Annotated in this window: 17 protein-coding genes; 9 read left to right on the plus strand and 8 right to left on the minus strand. The window is 58.1% G+C overall.

Features of this window, described 5'->3' with window-relative positions; translation table 11 throughout:
- Window positions 1–3 precede the first annotated feature (3 nt).
- Both topA and EDB95_RS13840 read right to left on the minus strand, forming a co-directional pair.
- Window positions 4–2,358: a type I DNA topoisomerase gene (gene topA / locus EDB95_RS13835; RefSeq protein WP_133994392.1), complete on the minus strand. Its 2,355-nt coding sequence runs from the start codon at window positions 2,356–2,358 to the stop codon at window positions 4–6.
- The gene (locus tag EDB95_RS13840) at window positions 2,340–2,897 is read right to left on the minus strand and encodes a hypothetical protein (RefSeq protein WP_133994393.1); all 558 of its coding nucleotides are present in this window, start codon (window positions 2,895–2,897) and stop codon (window positions 2,340–2,342) included. Before EDB95_RS13840 ends, topA begins: the two co-directional genes overlap by 19 nt.
- 35 nt (window positions 2,898–2,932) lie before the next feature.
- On the opposite strand from EDB95_RS13840, the gene EDB95_RS13845 reads away from it, so the two are divergent.
- Both EDB95_RS13845 and EDB95_RS13850 read left to right on the plus strand, forming a co-directional pair.
- Complete coding sequence (locus EDB95_RS13845) at window positions 2,933–3,361, plus strand: hypothetical protein (protein WP_133994394.1); 429 nt, start codon at window positions 2,933–2,935, stop codon at window positions 3,359–3,361.
- On the plus strand, window positions 3,358–3,795 hold the full coding sequence (locus tag EDB95_RS13850) for a hypothetical protein (protein ID WP_133994395.1): 438 nt from the start codon (window positions 3,358–3,360) through the stop codon (window positions 3,793–3,795). The genes EDB95_RS13845 and EDB95_RS13850 overlap by 4 nt, the downstream gene beginning before the upstream one ends.
- Before the next feature lie 31 nt (window positions 3,796–3,826).
- Here the strand turns inward: EDB95_RS13850 and EDB95_RS13855 are convergent, their stop codons facing one another.
- Both EDB95_RS13855 and EDB95_RS27760 read right to left on the minus strand, forming a co-directional pair.
- Entirely contained in the window at window positions 3,827–4,519 is a 693-nt protein-coding gene (locus tag EDB95_RS13855) for an aldo/keto reductase (protein ID WP_246073693.1), read from the minus strand.
- A complete protein-coding gene (locus tag EDB95_RS27760) occupies window positions 4,468–4,890 on the minus strand; it encodes an aldo/keto reductase (RefSeq protein WP_246073638.1) in 423 nt (140 codons plus the stop codon). The genes EDB95_RS13855 and EDB95_RS27760 overlap by 52 nt, the downstream gene beginning before the upstream one ends.
- A gap of 45 nt (window positions 4,891–4,935) precedes the next feature.
- On the opposite strand from EDB95_RS27760, the gene EDB95_RS13860 reads away from it, so the two are divergent.
- The 7 genes from EDB95_RS13860 to EDB95_RS13890 all read left to right on the plus strand — a co-directional run bounded on the left by EDB95_RS13860 (window position 4,936) and on the right by EDB95_RS13890 (window position 16,372).
- Window positions 4,936–6,981, plus strand: a complete 2,046-nt coding sequence (locus EDB95_RS13860; RefSeq protein WP_133994396.1) for a glutaminase family protein — start codon at window positions 4,936–4,938, stop codon at window positions 6,979–6,981.
- Window positions 6,982–7,022: 41 nt separating this feature from the next.
- Window positions 7,023–12,020: a PKD domain-containing protein gene (locus EDB95_RS13865; protein ID WP_133994397.1), complete on the plus strand. Its 4,998-nt coding sequence runs from the start codon at window positions 7,023–7,025 to the stop codon at window positions 12,018–12,020.
- Window positions 12,021–12,058: 38 nt separating this feature from the next.
- Window positions 12,059–12,634 carry a D-sedoheptulose-7-phosphate isomerase gene (locus tag EDB95_RS13870; protein WP_133994398.1) on the plus strand — a complete coding sequence of 192 codons (576 nt, stop codon included), beginning with the start codon at window positions 12,059–12,061 and terminating at the stop codon, window positions 12,632–12,634.
- Complete coding sequence (locus EDB95_RS13875; protein WP_133994399.1) at window positions 12,631–13,851, plus strand: carboxypeptidase-like regulatory domain-containing protein; 1,221 nt, start codon at window positions 12,631–12,633, stop codon at window positions 13,849–13,851. The genes EDB95_RS13870 and EDB95_RS13875 overlap by 4 nt, the downstream gene beginning before the upstream one ends.
- On the plus strand, window positions 13,848–14,654 hold the full coding sequence (locus EDB95_RS13880; RefSeq protein WP_133994400.1) for a Rossmann-like and DUF2520 domain-containing protein: 807 nt from the start codon (window positions 13,848–13,850) through the stop codon (window positions 14,652–14,654). Before EDB95_RS13875 ends, EDB95_RS13880 begins: the two co-directional genes overlap by 4 nt.
- A 310-nt stretch (window positions 14,655–14,964) precedes the next feature.
- Complete coding sequence (locus EDB95_RS13885; protein ID WP_162852593.1) at window positions 14,965–15,600, plus strand: response regulator; 636 nt, start codon at window positions 14,965–14,967, stop codon at window positions 15,598–15,600.
- Window positions 15,601–15,637: 37 nt separating this feature from the next.
- Entirely contained in the window at window positions 15,638–16,372 is a 735-nt protein-coding gene (locus tag EDB95_RS13890; RefSeq protein ID WP_133994402.1) for a sensor histidine kinase, read from the plus strand.
- Window positions 16,373–16,410: 38 nt separating this feature from the next.
- Here the strand turns inward: EDB95_RS13890 and EDB95_RS13895 are convergent, their stop codons facing one another.
- From EDB95_RS13895 to EDB95_RS13910, 4 genes are read right to left on the minus strand one after another with little or no spacing between them, the layout of a single operon-like run.
- Window positions 16,411–17,808, minus strand: a complete 1,398-nt coding sequence (locus EDB95_RS13895) for an undecaprenyl-phosphate glucose phosphotransferase (RefSeq protein WP_133994403.1) — start codon at window positions 17,806–17,808, stop codon at window positions 16,411–16,413.
- Between the two features lie 51 nt (window positions 17,809–17,859).
- Window positions 17,860–19,023, minus strand: coding sequence for a glycosyltransferase family 4 protein (locus tag EDB95_RS13900; RefSeq protein WP_133994404.1), 1,164 nt, complete (start codon window positions 19,021–19,023; stop codon window positions 17,860–17,862).
- A complete protein-coding gene (locus tag EDB95_RS13905; protein WP_133994405.1) occupies window positions 19,008–19,889 on the minus strand; it encodes a glycosyltransferase family protein in 882 nt (293 codons plus the stop codon). The genes EDB95_RS13900 and EDB95_RS13905 overlap by 16 nt, the downstream gene beginning before the upstream one ends.
- Window positions 19,861–20,754, minus strand: coding sequence for an aldo-keto reductase family protein (locus tag EDB95_RS13910; protein WP_133994406.1), 894 nt, complete (start codon window positions 20,752–20,754; stop codon window positions 19,861–19,863). The genes EDB95_RS13905 and EDB95_RS13910 overlap by 29 nt, the downstream gene beginning before the upstream one ends.
- Between the last annotated feature and the right edge of the window lie 2 nt (window positions 20,755–20,756).

Below are 20,756 nucleotides of genomic sequence, written 5' to 3' on the forward strand. Positions count from 1 at the left end.
GGGTCATGCTTTTTTCTTTTTGGGAGCCGACTTGGCGGCTTTTTTCGGCGGGTTGGCCTTGGCCTCTTCTACAAAGGCCTTCACTTCCTCGATGGTCAGGTCTGCCGCGCGCTCCTGTGCCTCCTTCGGCAAGCGGAAATTACGTAAGCCGATTTTAATATACGGACCGTAAGGACCGCGGAGCAACTGGATCTTTTCCTTCTCGAACACCTTGATCGTCCGCTCCTGTTTGGCCTGGCGTTTTTCGGTGATCAGCGGAATCATTTCTTCCAGCGTCACGCTATACGGATCCAGTTCCTTACCCAGGGAGTAGAAAAGTTTATCGTGCGCCACGTACGGCCCGAAGCGGCCGATATTCACCACCACGTCCGTATCCTCGAACTGGCCCAGGTTGCGGGGCAGCCGGAACAAGTCCATGGCTTCGTCGTAGCTGATGGTTTCGATGCTTTGCGTGTTCTTTAACTTGGCAAAACGCGGCTTTTCCTCGTCACTCACATCCCCGATCTGGACCATGGGACCAAAACGCCCCATCCGCGCCACGACCTTTTTCCCCGACACAGGATCCAGCCCCAGCTCGCGTTCACCCTTGATGCGTTCGGCGTTTTCGAGGGTGTTTTCCACGTCCTTATGAAAAGGGTTGTAAAACTCATCGATCATTTTGGTCCACTTCTGCTGACCGCCCGCGACCTCGTCAAACTCTCCTTCGATCTTGGCGGTAAACCCATAGTCCATGATCTCGGTAAAGTGCTGGTTGAGGAAATCCGTCACCACCAGCCCGAGGTCGGTGGGGAAAAGTTTCGCCTTTTCCGCGCCCGTATTTTCCTGATGGGTCTCGCTCGAAATCTTGTCTTTGGCCAGCAACAGAACGCGGTAATCGCGTTTGACGCCTTCCTTGTCCCTGCGCTCCACATATCCCCGTTTTTGAACCGTGGAAATCGTCGGTGCGTAGGTAGACGGCCGGCCGATCCCCAGCTCTTCCAGCTTTTTGACAAGGCTGGCTTCCGTATACCGGGGCGAGGGGCGGCTAAACCGCTCGGTAGCTTTCATCTCCTTAAAGGCCGGTTCCTGGCCGACGACCAACGGCGGCAGCATGCCTTCGGCATCGTCTTCCTCGGTGATGTCTTCCTCGTCCCGGTCTTCCATATAGACTTTAAGGAAGCCTTCGAACTTCAGCACTTCACCCTGCGCCGTCAGCGTTTCCTTGTTGGTCGAAATATCGATCTTGGCGATCGTCTTTTCGAGCTCCGCGTCCGCCATCTGCGACGCCATGGTCCGCTTCCAGATCAACTCATACAAACGGCGGGTATCGCTGTCGTCCACGCTCGTCTCGTCCATATAGGTCGGCCGGATGGCTTCGTGCGCTTCCTGGGCCGATTCGTTTTTGTTCTTATACTTACGGACCTGTATAAACCGGTTTCCGTATCCCTTTTCGATCGCCTTTTTTATATCCTCCATGGCGGTTTCTGACAGGTTGACGCTGTCCGTACGCATGTAGGTGATTTTCCCGCTTTCGTACAGCTTTTGCGCCAGCAACATCGTTTTACTCACGGAGTAGCCCAGCTTCCGGCTCGCCTCCTGCTGGAGGGTGGACGTGGTAAACGGCGCCGAGGGCGTTTTCTTCGTCGGTTTGACCTGGATGTCCTTCACAGTATACGTCGCGCCGATACAGCTCTTTAAAAAGGCCTCCGCGTCCTGCGCCTGTTTGTACTTGCCGCCCTCCGCCTTAAACGTGACCGGGCGTTTGGCCGTGTCATGGGCGCTAAACCAGGCCTCCAGCTTAAACGTGCTTTCCGCCTTAAAGGCGTTGATTTCCCGCTCGCGTTCCGCGATCAGCCGTACCGCCACGCTCTGCACCCGCCCCGCCGACAGCGAATTGCGCATGCTCATCTTCCGCCAAAGTACCGGCGACAGCTCAAAACCCACGATCCGGTCCAACACCCGCCTTGCCTGTTGGGCATTCACCAGGTTCATGTCCAGCAGCCGCGGCGTACGCACCGCCGCCTCGATGGCCGGTTTTGTAATTTCGTGAAAAACAATACGTTTCGTCGTTTTCGGGTCCAGACCCAAGACCTCGCACAAGTGCCAGCTGATCGCCTCCCCCTCACGGTCCTCATCCGTTGCGAGCCACACTTCGTCCGATTTTTTGGCGGTGCTCTTCAGCTCCTTGACGACCTTTTCCTTGTCCTCAGGGATGATATAACGAGGGGAATAATTATTCTTAAGGTCTATCCCCATGTCGTCCTTTTCCAGGTCCCGGATGTGTCCGTAGCAGCTTTTGACCTCAAAATCGCTTCCCAGGATCTTTTCAATCGTCTTAGCCTTAGCCGGAGACTCCACTATTAACAGGTTCTTTGCCATAATTCTTTAATTATAAAGGGCTTACGGATTTTGGCGGGGGGACCGTCCCCCCACGGCCTCCATTTTACCGCCGCGGCAATATTAATGGAATAATTTAAGAAACAAAAAGGTGGTCGTTTGAGGCTGCGCCAAATTTTCATGCCCCAGCCATGAAATCCGAAGGCGGTGACTTTGTCCTGGGTCAGGTTCACCTGGGCCTCGAAATAGCAATTGCCCCCATCCATGACGACCCCCATGGGCTTGGCCGGCCAGCCCTCCGGCCTTTCACAAGCACCCATGACGAAAACGATTTTTTCGTTTCTGCGGTTGGTCGCAGCGGCCAGTTGGATATAATATTTGGAAATGTGCCGCGTATTTTTGAGTAGCTGTCGCACATGGAGCGCCTCCGCCTTGGTGAGGGACGCCGGTGCGAAGGTATCCGGCAGTGGTGGCCAGCATGCCGTCAGCGGAACGACCATCAACTTCCTCGACACGAGTGTCTGCGCCCGGCTACAGAATGCGGCGCCGCACAGAAAAATAAAAAGAAGCGCTTTTCCCATCCGTTAAACCTAGGATTTTTCCCTACATTTCTTGTATGAACCTTCCCTCTGATCGTATCCTTCTAACCGACCCCCCCTGGGTGCAGGGGATCGTCCACGCGGTGATCGCGCTGATGTTCACGTACATGATTTCCTCCCATCTTTTGACGCTGGGCGTCTTCCGGTTCGTGGTATGCGTCGGCGTCTGGATCGTTTTGGGTCTCCATTGGTATACGATGACCCGGTTGTCCCGGGACGATAACAATGTATATGTCACCCGCGGACGGGAATTGCTTGTTATACCCGTGGAGCGGATCACTGAAGTATATAATGACTTCAGCTCTTTCCGGACCTACCGGCGCCGGTGGGTGATCGGGTTTGTCGGGGAGGATGGGGAGAAGGACGAAGTGTCGTTTACCATTCCTTTGAATAATGGGAATATGGAGGTTCTGGAAAGCGAAATCGGTGCAAAAAAGCGCTCATGAGCCTACCTGCTGAGCGCACGCTTCTGACCGATTCGCCCTGGCTTATGGTCATACCCCACCTCCTGTGCGCCCTGGCGGGTCTTCTTTTTTTTATGAGTTCCTATGTCGAGGAAGGCTTTGAACCGCTTGTATTTATCATCATGGTCTGGATAGCCCTGGGGCTCCACTGGTTGACGAAAAAAAGGCTAACGCGGGACGATCAGTATTTATATGTGGCGAGGGGTTGGCAAAAAAAGGTCATTCCCCTTGAACGGGTTGTACAGATGTACAGCTATACGGCCATGTTCAGTAAAAATGGGCAACGCCGCTGGCGTGTCCGTTACCTGGACGAAGAGGGCGTTCGAAAGGAATTTTCTTTGTCCCTGGCCTGGAACAACAAACGCCTGGAAGCCTTTGCGGCGGAGGTGCAGGCGCGGGTGGCCGGACGCCCTTAAACGCAGTCCACGCGGCGCGCCGGCCCAGCACCTACGTGCGATCCCCTCCCTGCCGCGCCAGCATCCACCCCGGATACTCCGGCGCCAGCCGGCTGACTTCGTCTATACGGGCCAGTTCGTCGGCGGACAACGTCACGTCGACGGACGCGAGGTTGTCTTCGAGCTGGTCGAGGCGTTTGGCGCCGATGATGACGGTGGTGACGACGGGTTGGTGGAGGAGCCAGGCGAGGGCGACTTGGGCGACGGAAACTCCCCGCGAAGCGGCCATCGGGCGGAGGACGTCGACGATGTCGAAAGCGCGTTCCTTGTTGACGGGGGGGAAGTCGAAGACGGTGCGGCGGCCTTCGGAAGGGGTGGTGTTGCGGTCGAACTTGCCGCTGAGGAGGCCTCCTGCGAGGGGGCTCCAGACCATGAGGCCGAGGCGTTGGTCGAGGAGGAGGGGGACGAGTTCGCGTTCGAGGTCGCGGCCGGCGACGGTATAGTAGGCCTGGAGGGACACGAAGCGGGGGAGGTGGTCGCGTTCGGAGATGCCGAGGGCCTTCATCAGTTGCCAGGCGGCGAGGTTGCTGCAACCGATGTACCGGACCTTGCCGCTGGTGACGAGGTCGTCCATCGCGCCGAGGGTTTCTTCGAAGGGTGTGAGGGGGTCGAAACCGTGGATTTGGTAGAGGTCTATATAATCGGTCCCGAGACGGCGGAGACTTTCTTCGACCTGGTGGAGGATGTGTTTGCGGGTGAGGCCGACCTCGTTGGGGCCTTCACCCGACCTTCGCCGACCGCCACTGGCGGTCGTCTCGGTCCTGCCTTTGCAGGCATGCCGCGGACCTTGGTGGCCAGGACGAGGCTGTCGCGGTCAAGGCCGAGACGGCGGAAGGCGGTGCCGGTCATTTCTTCGCTGACGCCATAGCTGTATACGTTGGCGGTGTCTATGAAATTGATGCCCGCGTCGAGGGAGCGCTTTATCAAATGATCGACGTCGTCTTGTGTGACTTCTCCTATGGAGGACCAGATGCCTCCCTTGCCGCCAAAGGTCATGGTGCCCAGGCAAAGTTCGGATACCTTCAGACCGGTATTGCCCAACAGTCGGTATTTCATGGTTAAAACGTTTTTGCTGGGCAAAAGTAGTAAATTGCCGGCACCATGAAACGATTCTTCGCCCTTGCATCGACCTTCGCCGTGCTGGCGGGCGCCGCGCGCGCGCAACAGCCCGCGGCCACGCAACAGCCCGCGGCGGCGCAACGACCGGTACCCGCTCAGCGCCTGGCGCCCGCCTACCCCCTGATCGTCCACGATCCCTACTTCAGCATCTGGTCCTTCTCGGACAACCTGACCGGCACGGAAACCACGCATTGGACGGGCAAGCCCCAACCCCTGGAGGGAGTCGTCCTAGTGGACGACCATGTCTACCGGTTTATGGGGTCGGCTTATGTGCCGGTGGCCACGCAAAAAAGCGTACACCTGAACGCCACGCAGACGAAGTATGTTTTTGCCTGCGGACCGGTGGACCTGGCCGTGGATTTTACGTCTCCGTTGATCGTAAGCGACCTGGATCTTTTGTCCAGGCCCGTCTCCTATATCGATTTTGCAGCGCATGCGACGGACGGGGCGGCGCACAAGGTGGTCGTCTTCATCGGGGTTTCCTCGAACATCGCGGTGGATAAACCGGACCAGGAGGTGGAAATGAATCAATACTGGGCGGACAGCCTGGCGATCCAAAAGGTGGGCACGGTAGCCCAACCGGTGCTGCAGAAAAAGGGGGACGACCTCAGGATCGACTGGGGGTATGCGTATGTGGCGGTGCCGGCGGCCTACGGGGCCAGGCAGGATGTAGCGCATGCATCGGATACGAATCCCTTCCAGGAGACGGGGACTAGTGAGGAGAGCGGTGTCCATGAAGTGTTGCGCACCTTCATTCCCCTTGGAATGGTGGGCGCGTCCGCAAAAACGCGGACCGTCCTGGTGGGCTATGACGAAGGCTTTGCCATCCAGTACTTTCACCGCAACCTGCGGCCGTGGTGGAACCGGGACAGCGCCCATACGATAGAAGGGGAACTGAAAGCCGCGATGGACGAGCACGATGCGGTCATCAAAAAATGCGAAAAATTCAACCGGCAATTGTTCGACCAGGCCAAAGCAGCGGGTGGGGAAAATTACGCCCGTCTTTGCGCCCTGGCGTATCGCCAAAGCGTGGCGGCCCATCAGTTGGTGCGGAGCCCGGAAGGCGCGTTGTTGTGGCTGTCGAAAGAGAATTTCAGCAACGGGTCGATCAATACGGTGGACGTGACGTATCCGTCCGCGCCTTTATACCTGTTGTACAATCCCCGCCTGATGGAAGGGATGTTGAACGGGATCTTTTACTTCTCCGAGAGCGGGCGCTGGACAAAACCTTTTGCGGCGCATGACCTGGGGACCTATCCGCTGGCAAACGGGCAGACGTATGGGGAGGACATGCCGGTGGAGGAATCCGGGAACATGATCCTGCTGACGGCCGCCATCGTTAAAGCCGAGGGGAGTCCTGCCTTCGCGAAAGCGCATTGGAAAACCCTGAGCACCTGGGTCGGTTACCTGGATACGGCGGGGTTTGACCCGGCCAACCAGTTGTGTACGGACGACTTTGCGGGGCACCTGGCGCGGAACGTCAACCTGAGCGCCAAGGCCATCGAGGCGATCGGGGCGTATGCTCACCTGGCGGACCTGCTGGGCGACAAGGCGGCGGCGGAAAAATACCACGCCCACGCCTCGGACATGGCGGGGCGCTGGGTCACCATGGCGGACGACGGGGATCATTTCGCCCTGACCTTCGACAAGAAAGGGACCTGGTCGCAGAAGTATAACCTGGTTTGGGACAAGGTCCTGGATCTGCACCTGTTTCCACAGGCGGTTTTTGACAAAGAAATTGCGTTCTACCAAACAAAGCAAAACGCCTTTGGCCTGCCCCTGGACAGCCGGAAGACCTATACCAAGTCTGACTGGATCGAGTGGACGGCGACGCTGGCGTCCACCCGGGCGGCCTTTGAAGCGCTGTCGGATCCTGTCTACAAATACGTCCTCGAAACACCTTCCCGGGTGCCGGTAAGCGACTGGCACGAAACGACGGACGGCAAACAGGTTGGATTCCAGGCGAGGAGCGTCGTCGGGGGGTACTTTATGCGGGCGTTGTACGCAAAGTGGCACCAAATGAAGTAATTTTATACTATGTTTGGGTTCCGTCCTGACACCCTGGAACCATGCCCAACCCTTCCTTTTTTATTACTGTTGCGTGCCTGGGCTTCGCCCTGCACGCGGGCGCCCAACTGCAAGCGGATTTTACGGCCAGCCAGACGGGCGGGTGCTCCCCGCTAACGGTTTCTTTTACCAATACCACGACGGGTGCCTCGGCAACCGCCACCTATGCCTGGGATTTCGGAAACGGGAACAAGACGTCGACACAGGACATCAACGCCCCGGTCGGGGCGACGTACGCGCTTCAGCAGGCGTATACGGTGACGCTGACGGTGACAGACGGGGGGAAGACGTCGACAAAGACAGAGACGGTCACGGTATATAAAACGCCGGTAGTGGCCTTTAGCGCCAGCGGGGGAGCGGGTTGTGTCCCGGTTCCGGTTAGCTTCACAAGCACGTCCACCGCGGGGGACGGGACCATCAGCCAGTATTTCTGGGATTTCGGGGACGGGAATACCAAGTCCGCCACGGGAGCAACCGTCAGCAATACGTACCAATTCCCGGGCCAGCCCACGGTCAGCCTGACGGTGACCAACAGCTACGGATGTTCGGCGACCCTTTCCCAGGCCAACCTTATCAACATCAGCCCGGCGGTGGTGCCGGCGTTTTCGGCGGATTCACCGGTGTTGTGCAGCTATAAGGACCCGGAGCTTTTTAACAATACGACGACGGGGCCCGGGATCCTCAGCTATACCTGGCGGTTCGGAGACGGGACAACGGCCACGGGGGCGAACCCCAGCCATACGTATGCGGCCAGGGGGATCTACAACGTGACGCTGATCGCATCGAGTTCCGTGGGCTGCGTGGACTCGCTGGTCAAAACCGCGTACATCAATGCGCAGGACTTTACGCCTTCTTTTGCGATCAACCCGGCCAAGGTTTGTACGGGGCAAAATATCGAGTTCTCGGACAACAGCAACCCGGCGCCGGTCTGGGGGAGCGAGACCTGGAATTTCGCCGACGACAATACCTACCAGTATGGATTGCAGGCCTATCATACGTTTGAAAAATCCGGGAACATCAATGTTACCCTGGCGGCCCAGTTCGGCACCTGTACGGCCAGTGTCACCCAGGCGATCCCGGTACAGCCGTCTCCTACGGGCGTTGGTTTCAGCATGAAAGCGGATTCGCTCTGCGGGGCTCCGGTCGAGATGCAATTCAAGGATACCTCAAAGGACGGCGCCGTTTCCTGGTCCTGGCAAACGACGCAAACGTATAATTTCTTGAACAACACGCCTTCTTTTGCCACGACCCCCTCGGCTTCCTATCTCTATACCGGTAACGGGTTTTATGTCGCCGCCCTGACGGTCACGGGTGCCGATGGGTGCACGACAACGGCCACCCAATATTTTGTCCTTCAACAGCCACAGGTTTCCTTAAGTATACAGACCAACAGCCCCTCGGGCCTGACCTCTTGTTCGGCCATCACAGTCAATTGCAGCGCGTCGGTCAATGTCCCGCTAGTCCAATGGCGATGGGATTTCGGGGATGGTACGACGTCCACCGATTCCCTGCCGTCCCATACGTATTCGAACCCCGGGAGCTACACCATTGCGCTTCAATGGGTCAATCAGAACGGTTGCCAGGGAAGTTCGTTTGCGTACGAGCCGGTCCTGGTTTTGCCAAAACCCGTGGCCAATTTCAGCATCAGCCCATCCAATCCTATATGCGGCAACGATCCGGTGAATTTCCAGAACCTGTCCTCGAACGCCTATTCGGTATACTGGGATTTTGGAGACGGTGCCAACACAGGCCTTTTGGTGAACTTTAACCAGACAACGCATCAGTACACAAAGGAAGGAACCTATACCGTTACGATGATCGCCGTGGGGAATTATTCCTTTTGCCGGGATACCCTGACGAAGGTGGCGGCAGTAGTCGTCGACCCGGCCTTTCCCAAGATCCTGAGCGACTCCAACACCTGTGTGGGGAACAGGGGGACGGTGACCCTGACCGATTCCATCCGGGGCACCACTTCGGCCACCTGGTTTTTTGGCGATGGGTCGTCGGCGCCGGCGGGGTCGGGTAGCGGGAGGGGCCGTGTGGTGCACACTTATGCCCGTTCGGGGGCGTATAACGCGGTGCTCCAGACCGTCAACGGAGCCTGTACCGACCGGGATTCCGTTATGGTGGTTGTGTTGTTGACACAACATCCGTTGCTGACCACCACGCAGACGGCCGTGTGTTCCAGCGGGCCGCTTAACCTGACCATTTCCAACCTGGATACCAACTATTACGCGGGCGAAAACGTAGGGATATGGGGGCCTTATTATAACTGGGACTATTTCCAGTACGGGGATGGAACACACCAGAATAGCAACGTCAATACCTGGGGATACCCCATCGTCGTTACGGGGTATACCACCGTGTACGATGCGACGCTGCAATATATGCCTCCACAAGAAGACAGCGTGCGGGTGATCCTGTCGCAAACCGGGTTGACCCCGGCTTGTTACGATACCAGTAACTGGGTCACGGTCAAGATCAGCGGACCCGTGGCCGGGTTTACCATCGGCAATTCGGGTTGTTTCAAAACACCGGTCACCTTTACGGATGCGTCCAAAGCCGCGCCGGGCGTCCCCATCACACAATGGCTCTGGACCTTTGGGGACGGCACGCCGCAACAGACGACGACAACGGGATATACCACCCACCCGTACACCCCGGGTACCTATGATTATGTATCGCTCAAAGTGACCGACGCCAACGGCTGTTCCGACCAGACGCAGCCGTATACCAATGATGTCGTCGTCTCCGGGCCAAGCGCCTCCTTTTACTGGACGCCTTCCAACATCTCCCCGGGTACGACGGCCACCTTTATCAACAACAGCACCGGTCCGTATGACGGGGCCACCTGGCACTTTACCAGCGACGGATCTACCTCCACCAGCCTTTACTCGGTCAACCACACCTACCCGAACATTACCACCGACACGGTGACGCTGATCGTCACCAGCGCGCAGCCCAATACCTGTTCGTCGGATACCCAGGTCCAGGTGGTGCCGGTTCGCAACGTCAATGCGGCCTTTACCATGACGACCTCCTATGTCAACAACAACAACTGCCCGCCGGTCCTGGTCAACTTTACCAGCACCACGTTTAACGTCATCAGTTATCAATGGGATTTCGGGGACGGGGCCACGGCTGCGGGCAATCCCAATCCCAGCCACACCTACGACAAACCGGGCAAATATTACGTAAGCCTGACGGCTACCGGGGCAGGGAACACGGTGATCACCGTGACGGATTCGATCACGGTCAAGGGCCCCTACGCGTCCGTCACCGCGGACGTCACCCAGGCGTGCGCCCCGGATAAGGTCACGCTCACGGCCAAGGCAGTAAATGCCGTTTCCTATACCTGGGATTTTGGGGACGGGACGGTGATCAGCGCGGCGGATACCTTCGAGACGCATACGTACGTGGTGCCAGGGGTGTACAACCCGGCCCTGATCCTGAAGGACTCTTTGGGTTGCGCGGCCACCTTTAACCCGTCGGTTCCCGTAGTGGTGGACACGCTGGAGGTCAGCCAGGACAAGTGGTACCACGTTTGCGATTCGGGGGATGTAACTTTTACGCCCCAGATATATAGCATTTCCTATAACCAGTTGGGGGAGGCGCTGTCGTATCGGTGGCAGAGTGGGGCGGACACCAGTACAGCGGCGGACCCGACCTTCCGGTATACGGATACCGGGACGTATACCGTCGTCCTCCACGTCCGTTCGGGGCCCGGGTGTACGGCCGCGATCGCGGATACTGTGCGGGTCGACCCGTCTGCGCCTGCGCGGATTACCGGGCCCACGCAGGCTTGCGCCGGGGATAGCCTGCGCTATGTGGCTCAGGCGTTAAGAGGCGCACCCACCTGGCAATGGGTTTTCCCGGGAGCGACGGGAACGCCCGGATCACCCGGCGCCCCCGACACCTCGGCAGCCCCCGCCCCGTGGACCGCCCCAGCCGGCGTTTACACGATCCGGCTTATCAGCACCTGGAACGAATGCCCCGACACCACCACCGCCCCGCTAACCGTATACGCCCTGCCGGCGATCGATCTCACGCCGGCCGCTCCCCGCATCTGCTTGGGCGCCTCCGTCCAACTGACGGCCCACGACGGGATGACGTACGCCTGGGCGCCCACCCCGGGGCTGAGCGGCTATGCCATACCCGACCCGGTGGCCAGCCCGGTAAAGAGTACGATTTACGAGGTGACGGTCACCAACGCCAACAACTGTAAAGCCGAAGACTCCGTCTACGTCTTCGTTGCCACCCCCTTCAAAATAACCCTGAGCAAGGACACCCCCTTGTGTATCGGCGACACCCTGATCCTGAACCCACAGGGCGCCTATACCTACCGGTGGCTGACCGGCAATACCGCTACCGTCGATCCGACGGTCAGTACGACCTACACGGTCGTGGGCTACGACCAGGACCATTGCTTTACGGATACGGCGAGCATCGAGGTCACGGTCGTGCCAAGACCTACCGTCCATGCCACCCAGGTGGGGATCATCCCCGCGGGGAGCAGCATCACGCTGACGGCGACGGGCAGTGCGGACGTCAGCTCCTGGCTGTGGACGCCGCCGGACTACCTGAGTTGCGCGACCTGCGCGGACCCGCTCTGTACGCCCCGGTCCTCGCTGCTCTACACCGTCACCGGGGAAACGGACTATGGCTGTAAGGCATCGGATACGGTCCGTATCCGGCTGATCTGTATAGAGGACCGGGTGGCCATACCCGGGGGCTTTTCGCCGAACCACGACGGGTACAACGACCTTTTTTACCCGAAGGGGTCCGGGATCCGCGTGGTGAGCAGCTTTTTGATTTACGGACGGTGGGGGAAACTGGTGTTTGAACGCCACAACATCGCGTTGGGCGACACGGGCAACGCCTGGGATGGGACCAGCGGGGGGATTGATCAGCCGGTGGGCGCGTATGTGTATGAGATGGTCTTCGTCTGCGATACGGGGGACACTTTTGTCCGAAAAGGGACCGTTCTTCTGGAGCGGTAGCGGAGCGCCGTTGCCCGCAAACCCCTATTTTTGCCCACATGATAGCAACCATCAGGCACATCCTTGAAGAGTCCGTAAAAGTCAAACAGGCTCTCCTTGCTGACGAAGCCTTGCACGCGAAGCTGGCGCAGACCAGCGTGTTGATCGCGGACGCCTTCCGGGCGGGACGCCGGGTTTATTTTTGCGGGAACGGGGGCAGTGCCGCCGATGCCCAGCACCTGGCCGCGGAGTTTTCGGGCCGTTTTTACAAGGACCGCAAGGCCCTGCCGGCGGAGGCCCTGCACTGCAATACGTCCTACCTGACAGCGGTGGCGAACGACTATAGCTATGATGTCATTTATGCCCGCCTGGTGGAAGGCATGCTGGATAAGGGCGACGTCCTTTTCGGCATCAGCACCTCGGGGAATTCGGGGAATATCGTCAAGGCGTTCGAGGCCGCCCGGGCCAAAGGCGTCATCACCATCGGCTTTACGGGGCAGGGTGGGGGAAAGATGGCGGGGCTGAGCGATCACCTTTTCCCCATGCCTTCGAAGGATACCCCGCGGATCCAGGAAGGACACATCCTGATCGGGCACATCCTTTGCCAGTTGGTCGAGGCCAACCTTTTTCCATGAAGCGTTTAGCCCTGCTCGCGGCCGTCCTGCCGCTCGCAGTTGCCGCTCAAAGCACCCTTCACGGGCACGTGACCGCCGCCGATAACGGTAAACCCCTGGCGGGGGCGAGCATTTTTATCAGCAATACCTCCAGGGGAACCGTGACCGATGAAAACGGGGCGTTTACCCTTACGGGTGTCCCCGAGGGCCGCTATGTCCTGGTCATTTCCAGTGTGGGTTACCAGACCGACCTGGAGGCCATCGACAGCCGCAGCCCACGGACGGATTTCGAGGTCTCGCTCCGGACCAAGGTCGCCGAGCTGGGTGAGGTCAGGGTGCAGGCGTTTGACAAAGACGGGTACAAGCGCTGGGGCGCCGTTTTCCGGGATAATTTTATCGGGACCTCCGATTTCGCGCGGAGCTGCCGTATCCTTAACCCGGAAGTGATCCGTATCCACTATGCGCCCAAAAGCCAGGTACTGGACGCTTACTCCGACGGGCCCATCCTTGTGGAGAACCGGGACCTGGGGTACGAAGTCCAGGTAACGCTGGAAAGTTTCCGGTACGAAATGACCACCCGGTCCGTTGCCTTTTCCTTTTTCCCCCTTTTTAAAGAAATGCCGGGCAGCCCCACCAAAGTGACCCGCTGGGAGCGGAACCGGGCCACGGCGTATTACGGATCGGCCCTTCACTTTTTCAGGGCGCTTTACCAGGACCGGTTGACCGAAGAGGGTTTTACGTTGCACATGGAGGGGCGGAAGGACAGCGTCCTTATCCGGCGGCTGAAGGGCAACCTCAGGCAGGCGCTGGCGGCGGCCAGGGACTCCGCGGGACCGGAGGGCGCCCGGGCGATGCCGGAAGCGCTGCTACAACAGGATTTCTTAACGGGATACAACCGGGCGCTCGATGACATAAGGAACGAGCCCCTCATTTTTTATCCCTACGAGGTACACCCCCGGGAGGCCATCGTCGTCGCCCGGGACTCCAATACCGTCGTCCTGGACTGGGACCTGGTCTTGAAAGTGTTGTACCTTAGGGCAGCGCCACCGGACCGTTACCGGGGCGCGGGCGGTATGTCCACGGACCTGGAGCTCCTCCGGGGCTTTCCCATGGAAGTTTTTCCCAACGGCAGTTATATGAACACCGACCTCGTGTTCCAGGGTTATTGGACGTGGTGGCAGAAAATCGGGAACCTGCTGCCGTACGATTATATACCTCCCAAACAGAACCCCTTATGACCATCACTTTGATCGGCTCGGGTAATGTCGCCACGGTGCTGGGCAAGCGGCTGCAGCGGGCGGGGCACACGATCCTCCAGGTGTGCAGTCCGCGGAATGCGGAGGCGCTGGGCGCGGCGCTACGGGCCGAGGCGCGAAAAGGGGAGGCGCCAAACGCGGCGCCGGAGGCTATCCAAGACCCGAAAAACCTCAAAAAAGCCGACCTCTACCTGGTCGCCGTCTCCGACACCGCCGTAAAAGACGTGGCCGGCCAGATACGCGTAGCCGACGCCCTCGTCGTCCACACCGCCGGCTCCGTCCCCCTGGACGTCTTAAAAGAGGCCTCCAAACGATACGGCGTCCTCTACCCCCTCCAAAGCCTCCGGAAAGAAACCGACCCCGACATCATCCCGTTGCTGGTCGACGGCTCCGATGAGGACGTACGGTCGATCGTTGAAGGCGTGGCGAAAACGATTTCCCCCATGGTAAAAAGGTGCAATGACGCCGAGCGGCTTTTTTTCCACATCGGGGGGGTGCTTGTGAATAACTTCCCCAATTATCTCTACACGCAAACCGATCTTTTCCTACAGGATAAGGGGCAAAGTATTGACATGCTGCTCCCGCTGATGGCCGAAACAGTGCGCCGGTTAAAGGACTTCCCGCCCGCGGAAGTGCAGACGGGGCCTGCGGTCCGGGGGGATGAGGCGACGATAAGGAAGCACCAGGAGCAATTGGAAGGATACCCGGAGCTACTGGAGTGGTATAATGCGTTTACCAACAAAATCAGGTCTTTCTACGCTAGAAAATATGGCGTTCACCCCTGATTTTTGTATCGATGGCTTTATCCCCTTAACTTAGGGGCGGAAAATGCGAAAAAAAAAGTATATTTACGTACGCCTCCTCTTTTAAACTTTGGCAGTCTATTTGCATCTTAGAAGGGGGATTGGCATTAAAATAGTTTAACGCTCTCGCTTACCATTCTGAAACTTCGTCCATCCAATCTCCTCAGGAAAAGTATTTTCCTCGTAACGATTGCTCCTATGTGAGAACGTCCCACCTTGCTGTATTGAGAAGGGTAGATTGTTTTTTGCTTATATGACTGGGCTGCTGATTAACCAACTAAAACCTAGCGTTATGATTTCGATTGGTATGATTGAGGACTCTCTGATGCTGCGAAAGAACCTGGAAAAGATGTTTGACTACGATCCTGATATGGATCTGTACTTTTCCCTTCCCTCTGTCGAACAATTGATTTCAAACACAGAACTCCACAAGAATTCACCCGCTGTTATCCTGTTGGATATAGAGCTGCCGGGCATTTCAGGGCTGGATGGGATCCCCATTCTCCGAAAGATCTATCCTTCCGCCGACATCGTGATCATTACCGGGAACATGGACGAAGACGTGATCTGGAGCGCCACCGTCAGGGGCGCCAAAGGGTATCTCCTGAAACCGGTCGCGTTTGCCCAGTTAAAGGAACAGCTCTACCAGATCCGCGAGGGGTCGACCCTTATTTCGCCGGTCGCCGCCAACATCCTGGTTCGGAAGCTGAATGGCATTACGGAAGAAAGACGGACGGACTATGAGGATATCCTGACCAAAAAGGAGGCGGAAGTCGTGAGCTACTTTCTGAAGGGCTTTACCTACAAACAGATCGCCATGGTGATGCAGATTTCGGTCAGCACCGTCAACGACCACCAGAAAAAGATTTATAAGAAGCTGAATGTGAATTCCAAATACGAGTTATTGGCCAGGTTTTTGCCGAACTGATCGCATTTCATAACCGCCTTATCCTTATCTCATTTTCATGCAGAACCCCACCCCAGAAGCGGTTCTCCTGGAACCGTCGGCGCCGCCTGTGCTGAGGCACATCCTGCTGCAGACGCTTTCCCACGAATTACGCACGCCTTTTTCCATCATACAAACCAGCGCCGAGCTCCTGGTCCTGTTGCAGACCCGTTTGACCGGCGAGGACAAAGACCTCGTGGGGGAACACGCCCAGGCCATCCTTTCCGAGATCACCCACGTCACCGACGTGATCAACCGGATGGTGCACTTTAGCCGCTGGGAACCAGGGGAAATCCCCCCTGTCGCCGACCCCTCCAACATCCTCATCGCTACCCGGGAAGAGCTGGCCAAGGATTTCCATCCCTGGAAAGACGGCCGGCGCGCGGAACTAAAGGTCACCGGCAAACCCCGGCTGGTCCGGATCGACCCCGCGCTTTTTCAGTTGGTGCTCCGCAACCTTGTAGAAAATGCTTTTAAATATTCTCCGGGGAAAAAGGCGCCTATCGTCGAGCTTCGCTTTGGCGAAGAGGTCTGGGGCCTGCAGGTGAAGGACCACGGGATCGGTATCCCGGAGGAGGATTTGGACCGGCTTTTCCAACCCTTCGAGCGCGGGTCGAATGTGGGCAACACCCCCGGTATGGGGCTGGGGCTCAGGATTGCCCACTATCTTGTCAATAATTTTTATGGAACGCTCTCCATAGAGAGCGGCAGGGGGAAAGGAACGACTGCGACGGTGACGTTCCTGTACCGCTAAGGGGCCGCCCCTGGGGCGCGCCGCGCCGCCGGAGGCGGCTAGAACGCGTTGTCTTCCCCCCGGAACGCGTTAATGATCGTCATAAAGATGATCCGGATATCCAGCCACCACGACCAATTCTCCATATACCAGATGTCATGCTCCACCCGTTTGGCCATCAGCTCCGTGTCTTTTGTTTCCCCCCTGTAGCCGTTGACCTGGGCCCAGCCCGTGATCCCCGGCTTTAGGAATTGCCGCGCCATGTATTTGGAAATCAAGGCGCTGTACTGCTCGGTATGCTTCAGCATGTGGGGGCGGGGGCCGACGATGCTCATGTCCCCCGCCAGTACGTTAAAGAACTGCGGGAACTCATCCATATTCGACTTGCGCAGAAACGCCCCGATCCGGGTGATCCGCCGGTCGCCCCGGGTGGCCTGGACCTTGTCGCTGTCCCCGTTGACGCGCATACTGCGGAACTTGTAACACCAAAAGGGCTGATTGTCTTTACCGGTCCGGCGTTGACGGAAAAATACCGGTCCCCTCGACTCCAGCTTGATCAGCAAGGCAATCAGGGGCGTGAGCCAGGACATCACGAAAAGGATCACGATCAGGCTGAAAACGACGTCAAAAACGCGCTTTTTCACCTGGTTGCGGATGTCTTGTTGTAAGGGCTCCGTCCGGATGCTGATGATGGGCACCGCGTCCAGGTAGTCGATGTGATAGTTCGACTGCAACGCGCCGCTGAAGTCCGGGACAAATTTTACCCGGATACAATACTGGTCGGCGACCTCGATGATCCGGTTCAACTGTTGTTTCTCCGGCAGAATCGTGGAGTAAATTTCACGGATGTCGTTGGCCGCCGCAAAATGTATGTATTTCTCGATCTGCCCCTCTCCCTTCCGGCCGTCATCCGGGTTTACATAATCCAGGCGGGCGTCAAAAAAGCCTTCGAAAGAATACATGTTCTGATGGACGATAAAGTACCGGGCCAGCCGGAGCGCCGTCTGGTTATGGCCCACGATGGCCGTCTTGGTGTGCAACTTCGCCCTTTTCAGGAATTTATCCGTCAGGTAGGTCAGGACGATGCTTCGCAGCGTCAGCAGGGACAACAGCGTCCCATAGGCCGCGGGCAGGAACTTCAGGGCGTACCTTTTCTCGTCGCTATAGACCAGGAAGATCGCAAAAAAGACCCCATGGGCCACGAGCGTCTTCACCGTCTGCCGGAAGATCTGCTCGATCTTCACCACGGTTTCCCGTGAATACAGCTTCAACACCGACGCCAGCGTCAGCCAGCCCAGGTTGAAGATCAGGATCTGGCTGAAGACGACATTCGGAACATGACTGTCGTGCACCCAGTATTTCATGACCAGGTAGCCGGCGAGGTAGCTGAAGTTCACAATGCAGAAATCACCAAAGACAAGTCCGAGCCGGAAAAAGTAGGACAAGCGGGTTTCCATGTTTACAGGGTTTGAAGGTTTCAGCGGCGGAACGCCGCGAGGCGAGGCACCCTATGAATGGGTGCGTACGGCTTCGAGTATCTGGATAAGGTTTTCTTCGTATTTGCCAAACGTATATTTCTCCATAAATTTTGCGCGGCCGTTTGCCTGAAGTGTTCTTAACCGGTCACGGTCAAAGGCCAGCGCTTTGATGCACTCCGCAAAAGCGCCGGTATCCTGGTAAGGATAATAGTACCCGTCCCGCCCCTGCTCAATCATTTCCGGTATCGACGCCTCGTCCGAGCACACCGGCACGAGGCCGTATTGAAAGGCTTCCAGGATCACCAGGGGGAAACATTCTCCTTTATAATAGGTGGGAAAAAGTAAGATGTCCGCTTCATTTAGCACGTTTACTTTTTCCTCCCCATACACGGCTTCTTTGACCATAACGACGGTTTCCAATTCCCGTTGGGCGATCTCGGACCGGAGCCGGTCGTAACTGATGTTGAGCGCTTTCCCCGCGATCACCGCCCGGAAGGGCACCTGTTGCGCGCGGAGGCGGGTGCAGACGTCCAGGAACTGGAAGATGCCTTTTTCTACCAGGAGGTTGGAAAAGAACAGGAGGGTCAGGGGCGCTGCGGCGCCGGCGGGCCGGGCGTCGGCGCGCGGGGCCAGAGCGCCCATGGGCGGGGCCGCGGCGTCGGCGCGCGGGACCGGGTCACCAACGGGCGGCGCCGGGGCCTCCACGGGGATCCCGTTGTTGAGTACGTACAGCGCCCTCGCGTAGGGCGCTACCTCCCGTCCGTGGAAAGCGCTTAGCGCAATCACGGAGGACCGCTTCAGGACAAACCTGACCAGCGCAAGCTTCGGCGCCGACCCCTGGGTGATCCCCTTGGTATGAAAGTGCAGCACCCGCCTGCGGACAAAAGGCGCGGCGATCATCCACAGGAGCACGTCTTTGTAAAAGGCCGGCCCGTCGGTGCTGAGCGTGATGTAAAAAATATCGTAACGCCGTCGCACAACCGCTCCTAGGAGTTTCCACACCTGCCCCGCAAACACCCGGAGCTTCCCCGTTTCGAACTTTCGTGTATCGGACAGCTCCCTGGCCGTGGTGATGTTGATCAGTGTGACGTCATAGGCTTCCCGGAGCGCGGGGCTTTCCACGGTCCTTTGGTTCATCAGCGACGCCCCGTGCAAGGGCGGCGGCTGTTGCGACAGGATCAGGAGGGAAGCCATTGAATCAATTTGTATTTCAAGCGTACGGGGAGGCTGTAGTAAGCCGCGAATTGTTTTACCGTGGACGGATCGAGGGTGGGTTCCGTAAAGTTCCAGCTCAAAGCGCCTCCGCGATCCAGCTCCGTGCTAAACCGTCCCGCCTGTCCCCGGCGGGTGTGGGTGGCGCCCCCGTCAAACCCGATGTTGATGACCTTGGAAAGGGTAGGGAAGACGCTCAGCTTGTCCTGCTTGAATTGGTTGTACACCCAACGGATGGCCCACGAATGGATCCGCCCTTCCATTTGTTTCCGCAGGGAATCGCTCAGGTCGGAGCCAATGCGGTTAAAACGGCGACGTGCCAACGCGTCGCGGGAGAATTGCGCATAGTCTTCGACGGCCCAGTCCACGGACGACCAGCGATCCGCCCAGGTCGCCCAGCCCCACGAGCTCGCCCGTTGCGTGAAATAGACGTCACCGGCCGCCCGCACCGGTAGCGTATACCCGGAAACGGAGAAGACGCGGGGATCGCCCGCATACGCGTCCAGGGCGGCATTCATAAACGCGAGGAAGTTCGGCGCGGTGACGAGGTCGTCCTCCAGGACGATGACCCGGCCGTGTTCCCGGATGACCTCGGTGACTCCGTCGATTACCGAGGCGGCGAGGCCTTTGTTGGTGGGCGCTTCTTTGATGAAGATCTGGCGGAAGCCGCTGATGCCCCGGAGGTAGGCCCGGACTTCGGCGACGGCGGCGGCGTCTTGCGCCGCGCGCGCCCCATCCGAAAAAACGTACAGCACGCTCTCGCGGGCCCCCTCATTGCGCTGCAGCGCCTCTATAGTCCGCGCCAGCGCCTCCGGTCGTTTATACGTAAACAGGACGATCGGCGCCATGGGCCTTTAGCTTGTCGTAGTGGTGGATGTAAGAAACGGTATTCTCGATGTTGCCGCGGGACGAGGCGCCAAAAAGGATCGACTCGATGTTGGGCAGGCCGCAGACGTATTCGATGGCTTCCTTGGGGGGGATGGCGCCGCCGCCAAGCACCTGCATGGCGATGGCGCGGAATTTTTTCGACCGCAGCGTTTCTTCGTAGACCTCCCGCCCCCCGGACATCCGGAAGCCGGCTTTATTGATGGAGGCACACACGATGGGGTTAGAGACACCAGCCTCTGTGAGCAGTTGCACCAGCCGCGGCATGTTCATGGTGATGAACCCCGCTTCGGCGTCGTACTTTTTGCGGATATAGGTATGGAAGGCGACGAGGATCTCCGTGGCGCGGAGGCCGATCAACAGGTCGGTGATGACGTTTTGGAGGAAAATGACGGGGGTATCGATGCCCTTGAACATTTTCATTTCGGCGTCGATCATCAGTTCCATGATGGATTCGTAGTCTTTCGATATATACGCCATGCCGCCTTTAAACAGCGAACCGAAGAAGTTTCCGGGGACGTATTGTTTGAGCGCGCCGGCGACGCCGAGCTCGGTGACGGCGTTGGCGTACTTGTGGGCGTAGGGCATGCAAGGGTAGATTTTGAAACCCTCGTAGCGGGCGGGGTCGGCGAGCACGGCCTGGCAGACACCGGCGATCCGGTCGTGGGTGGTGCACATAAAGGTGGAGACGCCGCAGTCGAGGGCGTCGTCGAGGACCTTCATGATGGCCTGGTCGGTTTTGAACTTGATGGCCTGGGCCCTGGATTTTTCATCCGAAATATGGTTGACGGCAAAAAACTGGTTGTCTCCGAATAAGATCCTGTCCATAC

The sequence above is a fragment of the Dinghuibacter silviterrae genome, from assembly GCF_004366355.1.
Classification (GTDB): domain Bacteria; phylum Bacteroidota; class Bacteroidia; order Chitinophagales; family Chitinophagaceae; genus Dinghuibacter; species Dinghuibacter silviterrae.

Bases quoted from the DNA above. Each gene is read 5' to 3' on its own strand.
- topA (WP_133994392.1), bottom strand. From the start codon at position 2,358: ATGGCAAAGAACCTGTTAATAGTGGAGTCTCCGGCTAAGGCTAAGACG.
- EDB95_RS13840 (WP_133994393.1), bottom strand. From the start codon at position 2,897: ATGGGAAAAGCGCTTCTTTTTATTTTTCTGTGCGGCGCCGCATTCTGT.
- EDB95_RS13845 (WP_133994394.1), top strand. From the start codon at position 2,933: ATGAACCTTCCCTCTGATCGTATCCTTCTAACCGACCCCCCCTGGGTG.
- EDB95_RS13850 (WP_133994395.1), top strand. From the start codon at position 3,358: ATGAGCCTACCTGCTGAGCGCACGCTTCTGACCGATTCGCCCTGGCTT.
- EDB95_RS27760 (WP_246073638.1), bottom strand. From the start codon at position 4,890: ATGAAATACCGACTGTTGGGCAATACCGGTCTGAAGGTATCCGAACTT.
- EDB95_RS13860 (WP_133994396.1), top strand. From the start codon at position 4,936: ATGAAACGATTCTTCGCCCTTGCATCGACCTTCGCCGTGCTGGCGGGC.
- EDB95_RS13865 (WP_133994397.1), top strand. From the start codon at position 7,023: ATGCCCAACCCTTCCTTTTTTATTACTGTTGCGTGCCTGGGCTTCGCC.
- EDB95_RS13870 (WP_133994398.1), top strand. From the start codon at position 12,059: ATGATAGCAACCATCAGGCACATCCTTGAAGAGTCCGTAAAAGTCAAA.
- EDB95_RS13875 (WP_133994399.1), top strand. From the start codon at position 12,631: ATGAAGCGTTTAGCCCTGCTCGCGGCCGTCCTGCCGCTCGCAGTTGCC.
- EDB95_RS13880 (WP_133994400.1), top strand. From the start codon at position 13,848: ATGACCATCACTTTGATCGGCTCGGGTAATGTCGCCACGGTGCTGGGC.
- EDB95_RS13885 (WP_162852593.1), top strand. From the start codon at position 14,965: ATGATTTCGATTGGTATGATTGAGGACTCTCTGATGCTGCGAAAGAAC.
- EDB95_RS13890 (WP_133994402.1), top strand. From the start codon at position 15,638: ATGCAGAACCCCACCCCAGAAGCGGTTCTCCTGGAACCGTCGGCGCCG.
- EDB95_RS13895 (WP_133994403.1), bottom strand. From the start codon at position 17,808: ATGGAAACCCGCTTGTCCTACTTTTTCCGGCTCGGACTTGTCTTTGGT.
- EDB95_RS13900 (WP_133994404.1), bottom strand. From the start codon at position 19,023: ATGGCTTCCCTCCTGATCCTGTCGCAACAGCCGCCGCCCTTGCACGGG.
- EDB95_RS13905 (WP_133994405.1), bottom strand. From the start codon at position 19,889: ATGGCGCCGATCGTCCTGTTTACGTATAAACGACCGGAGGCGCTGGCG.
- EDB95_RS13910 (WP_133994406.1), bottom strand. From the start codon at position 20,754: ATGGACAGGATCTTATTCGGAGACAACCAGTTTTTTGCCGTCAACCAT.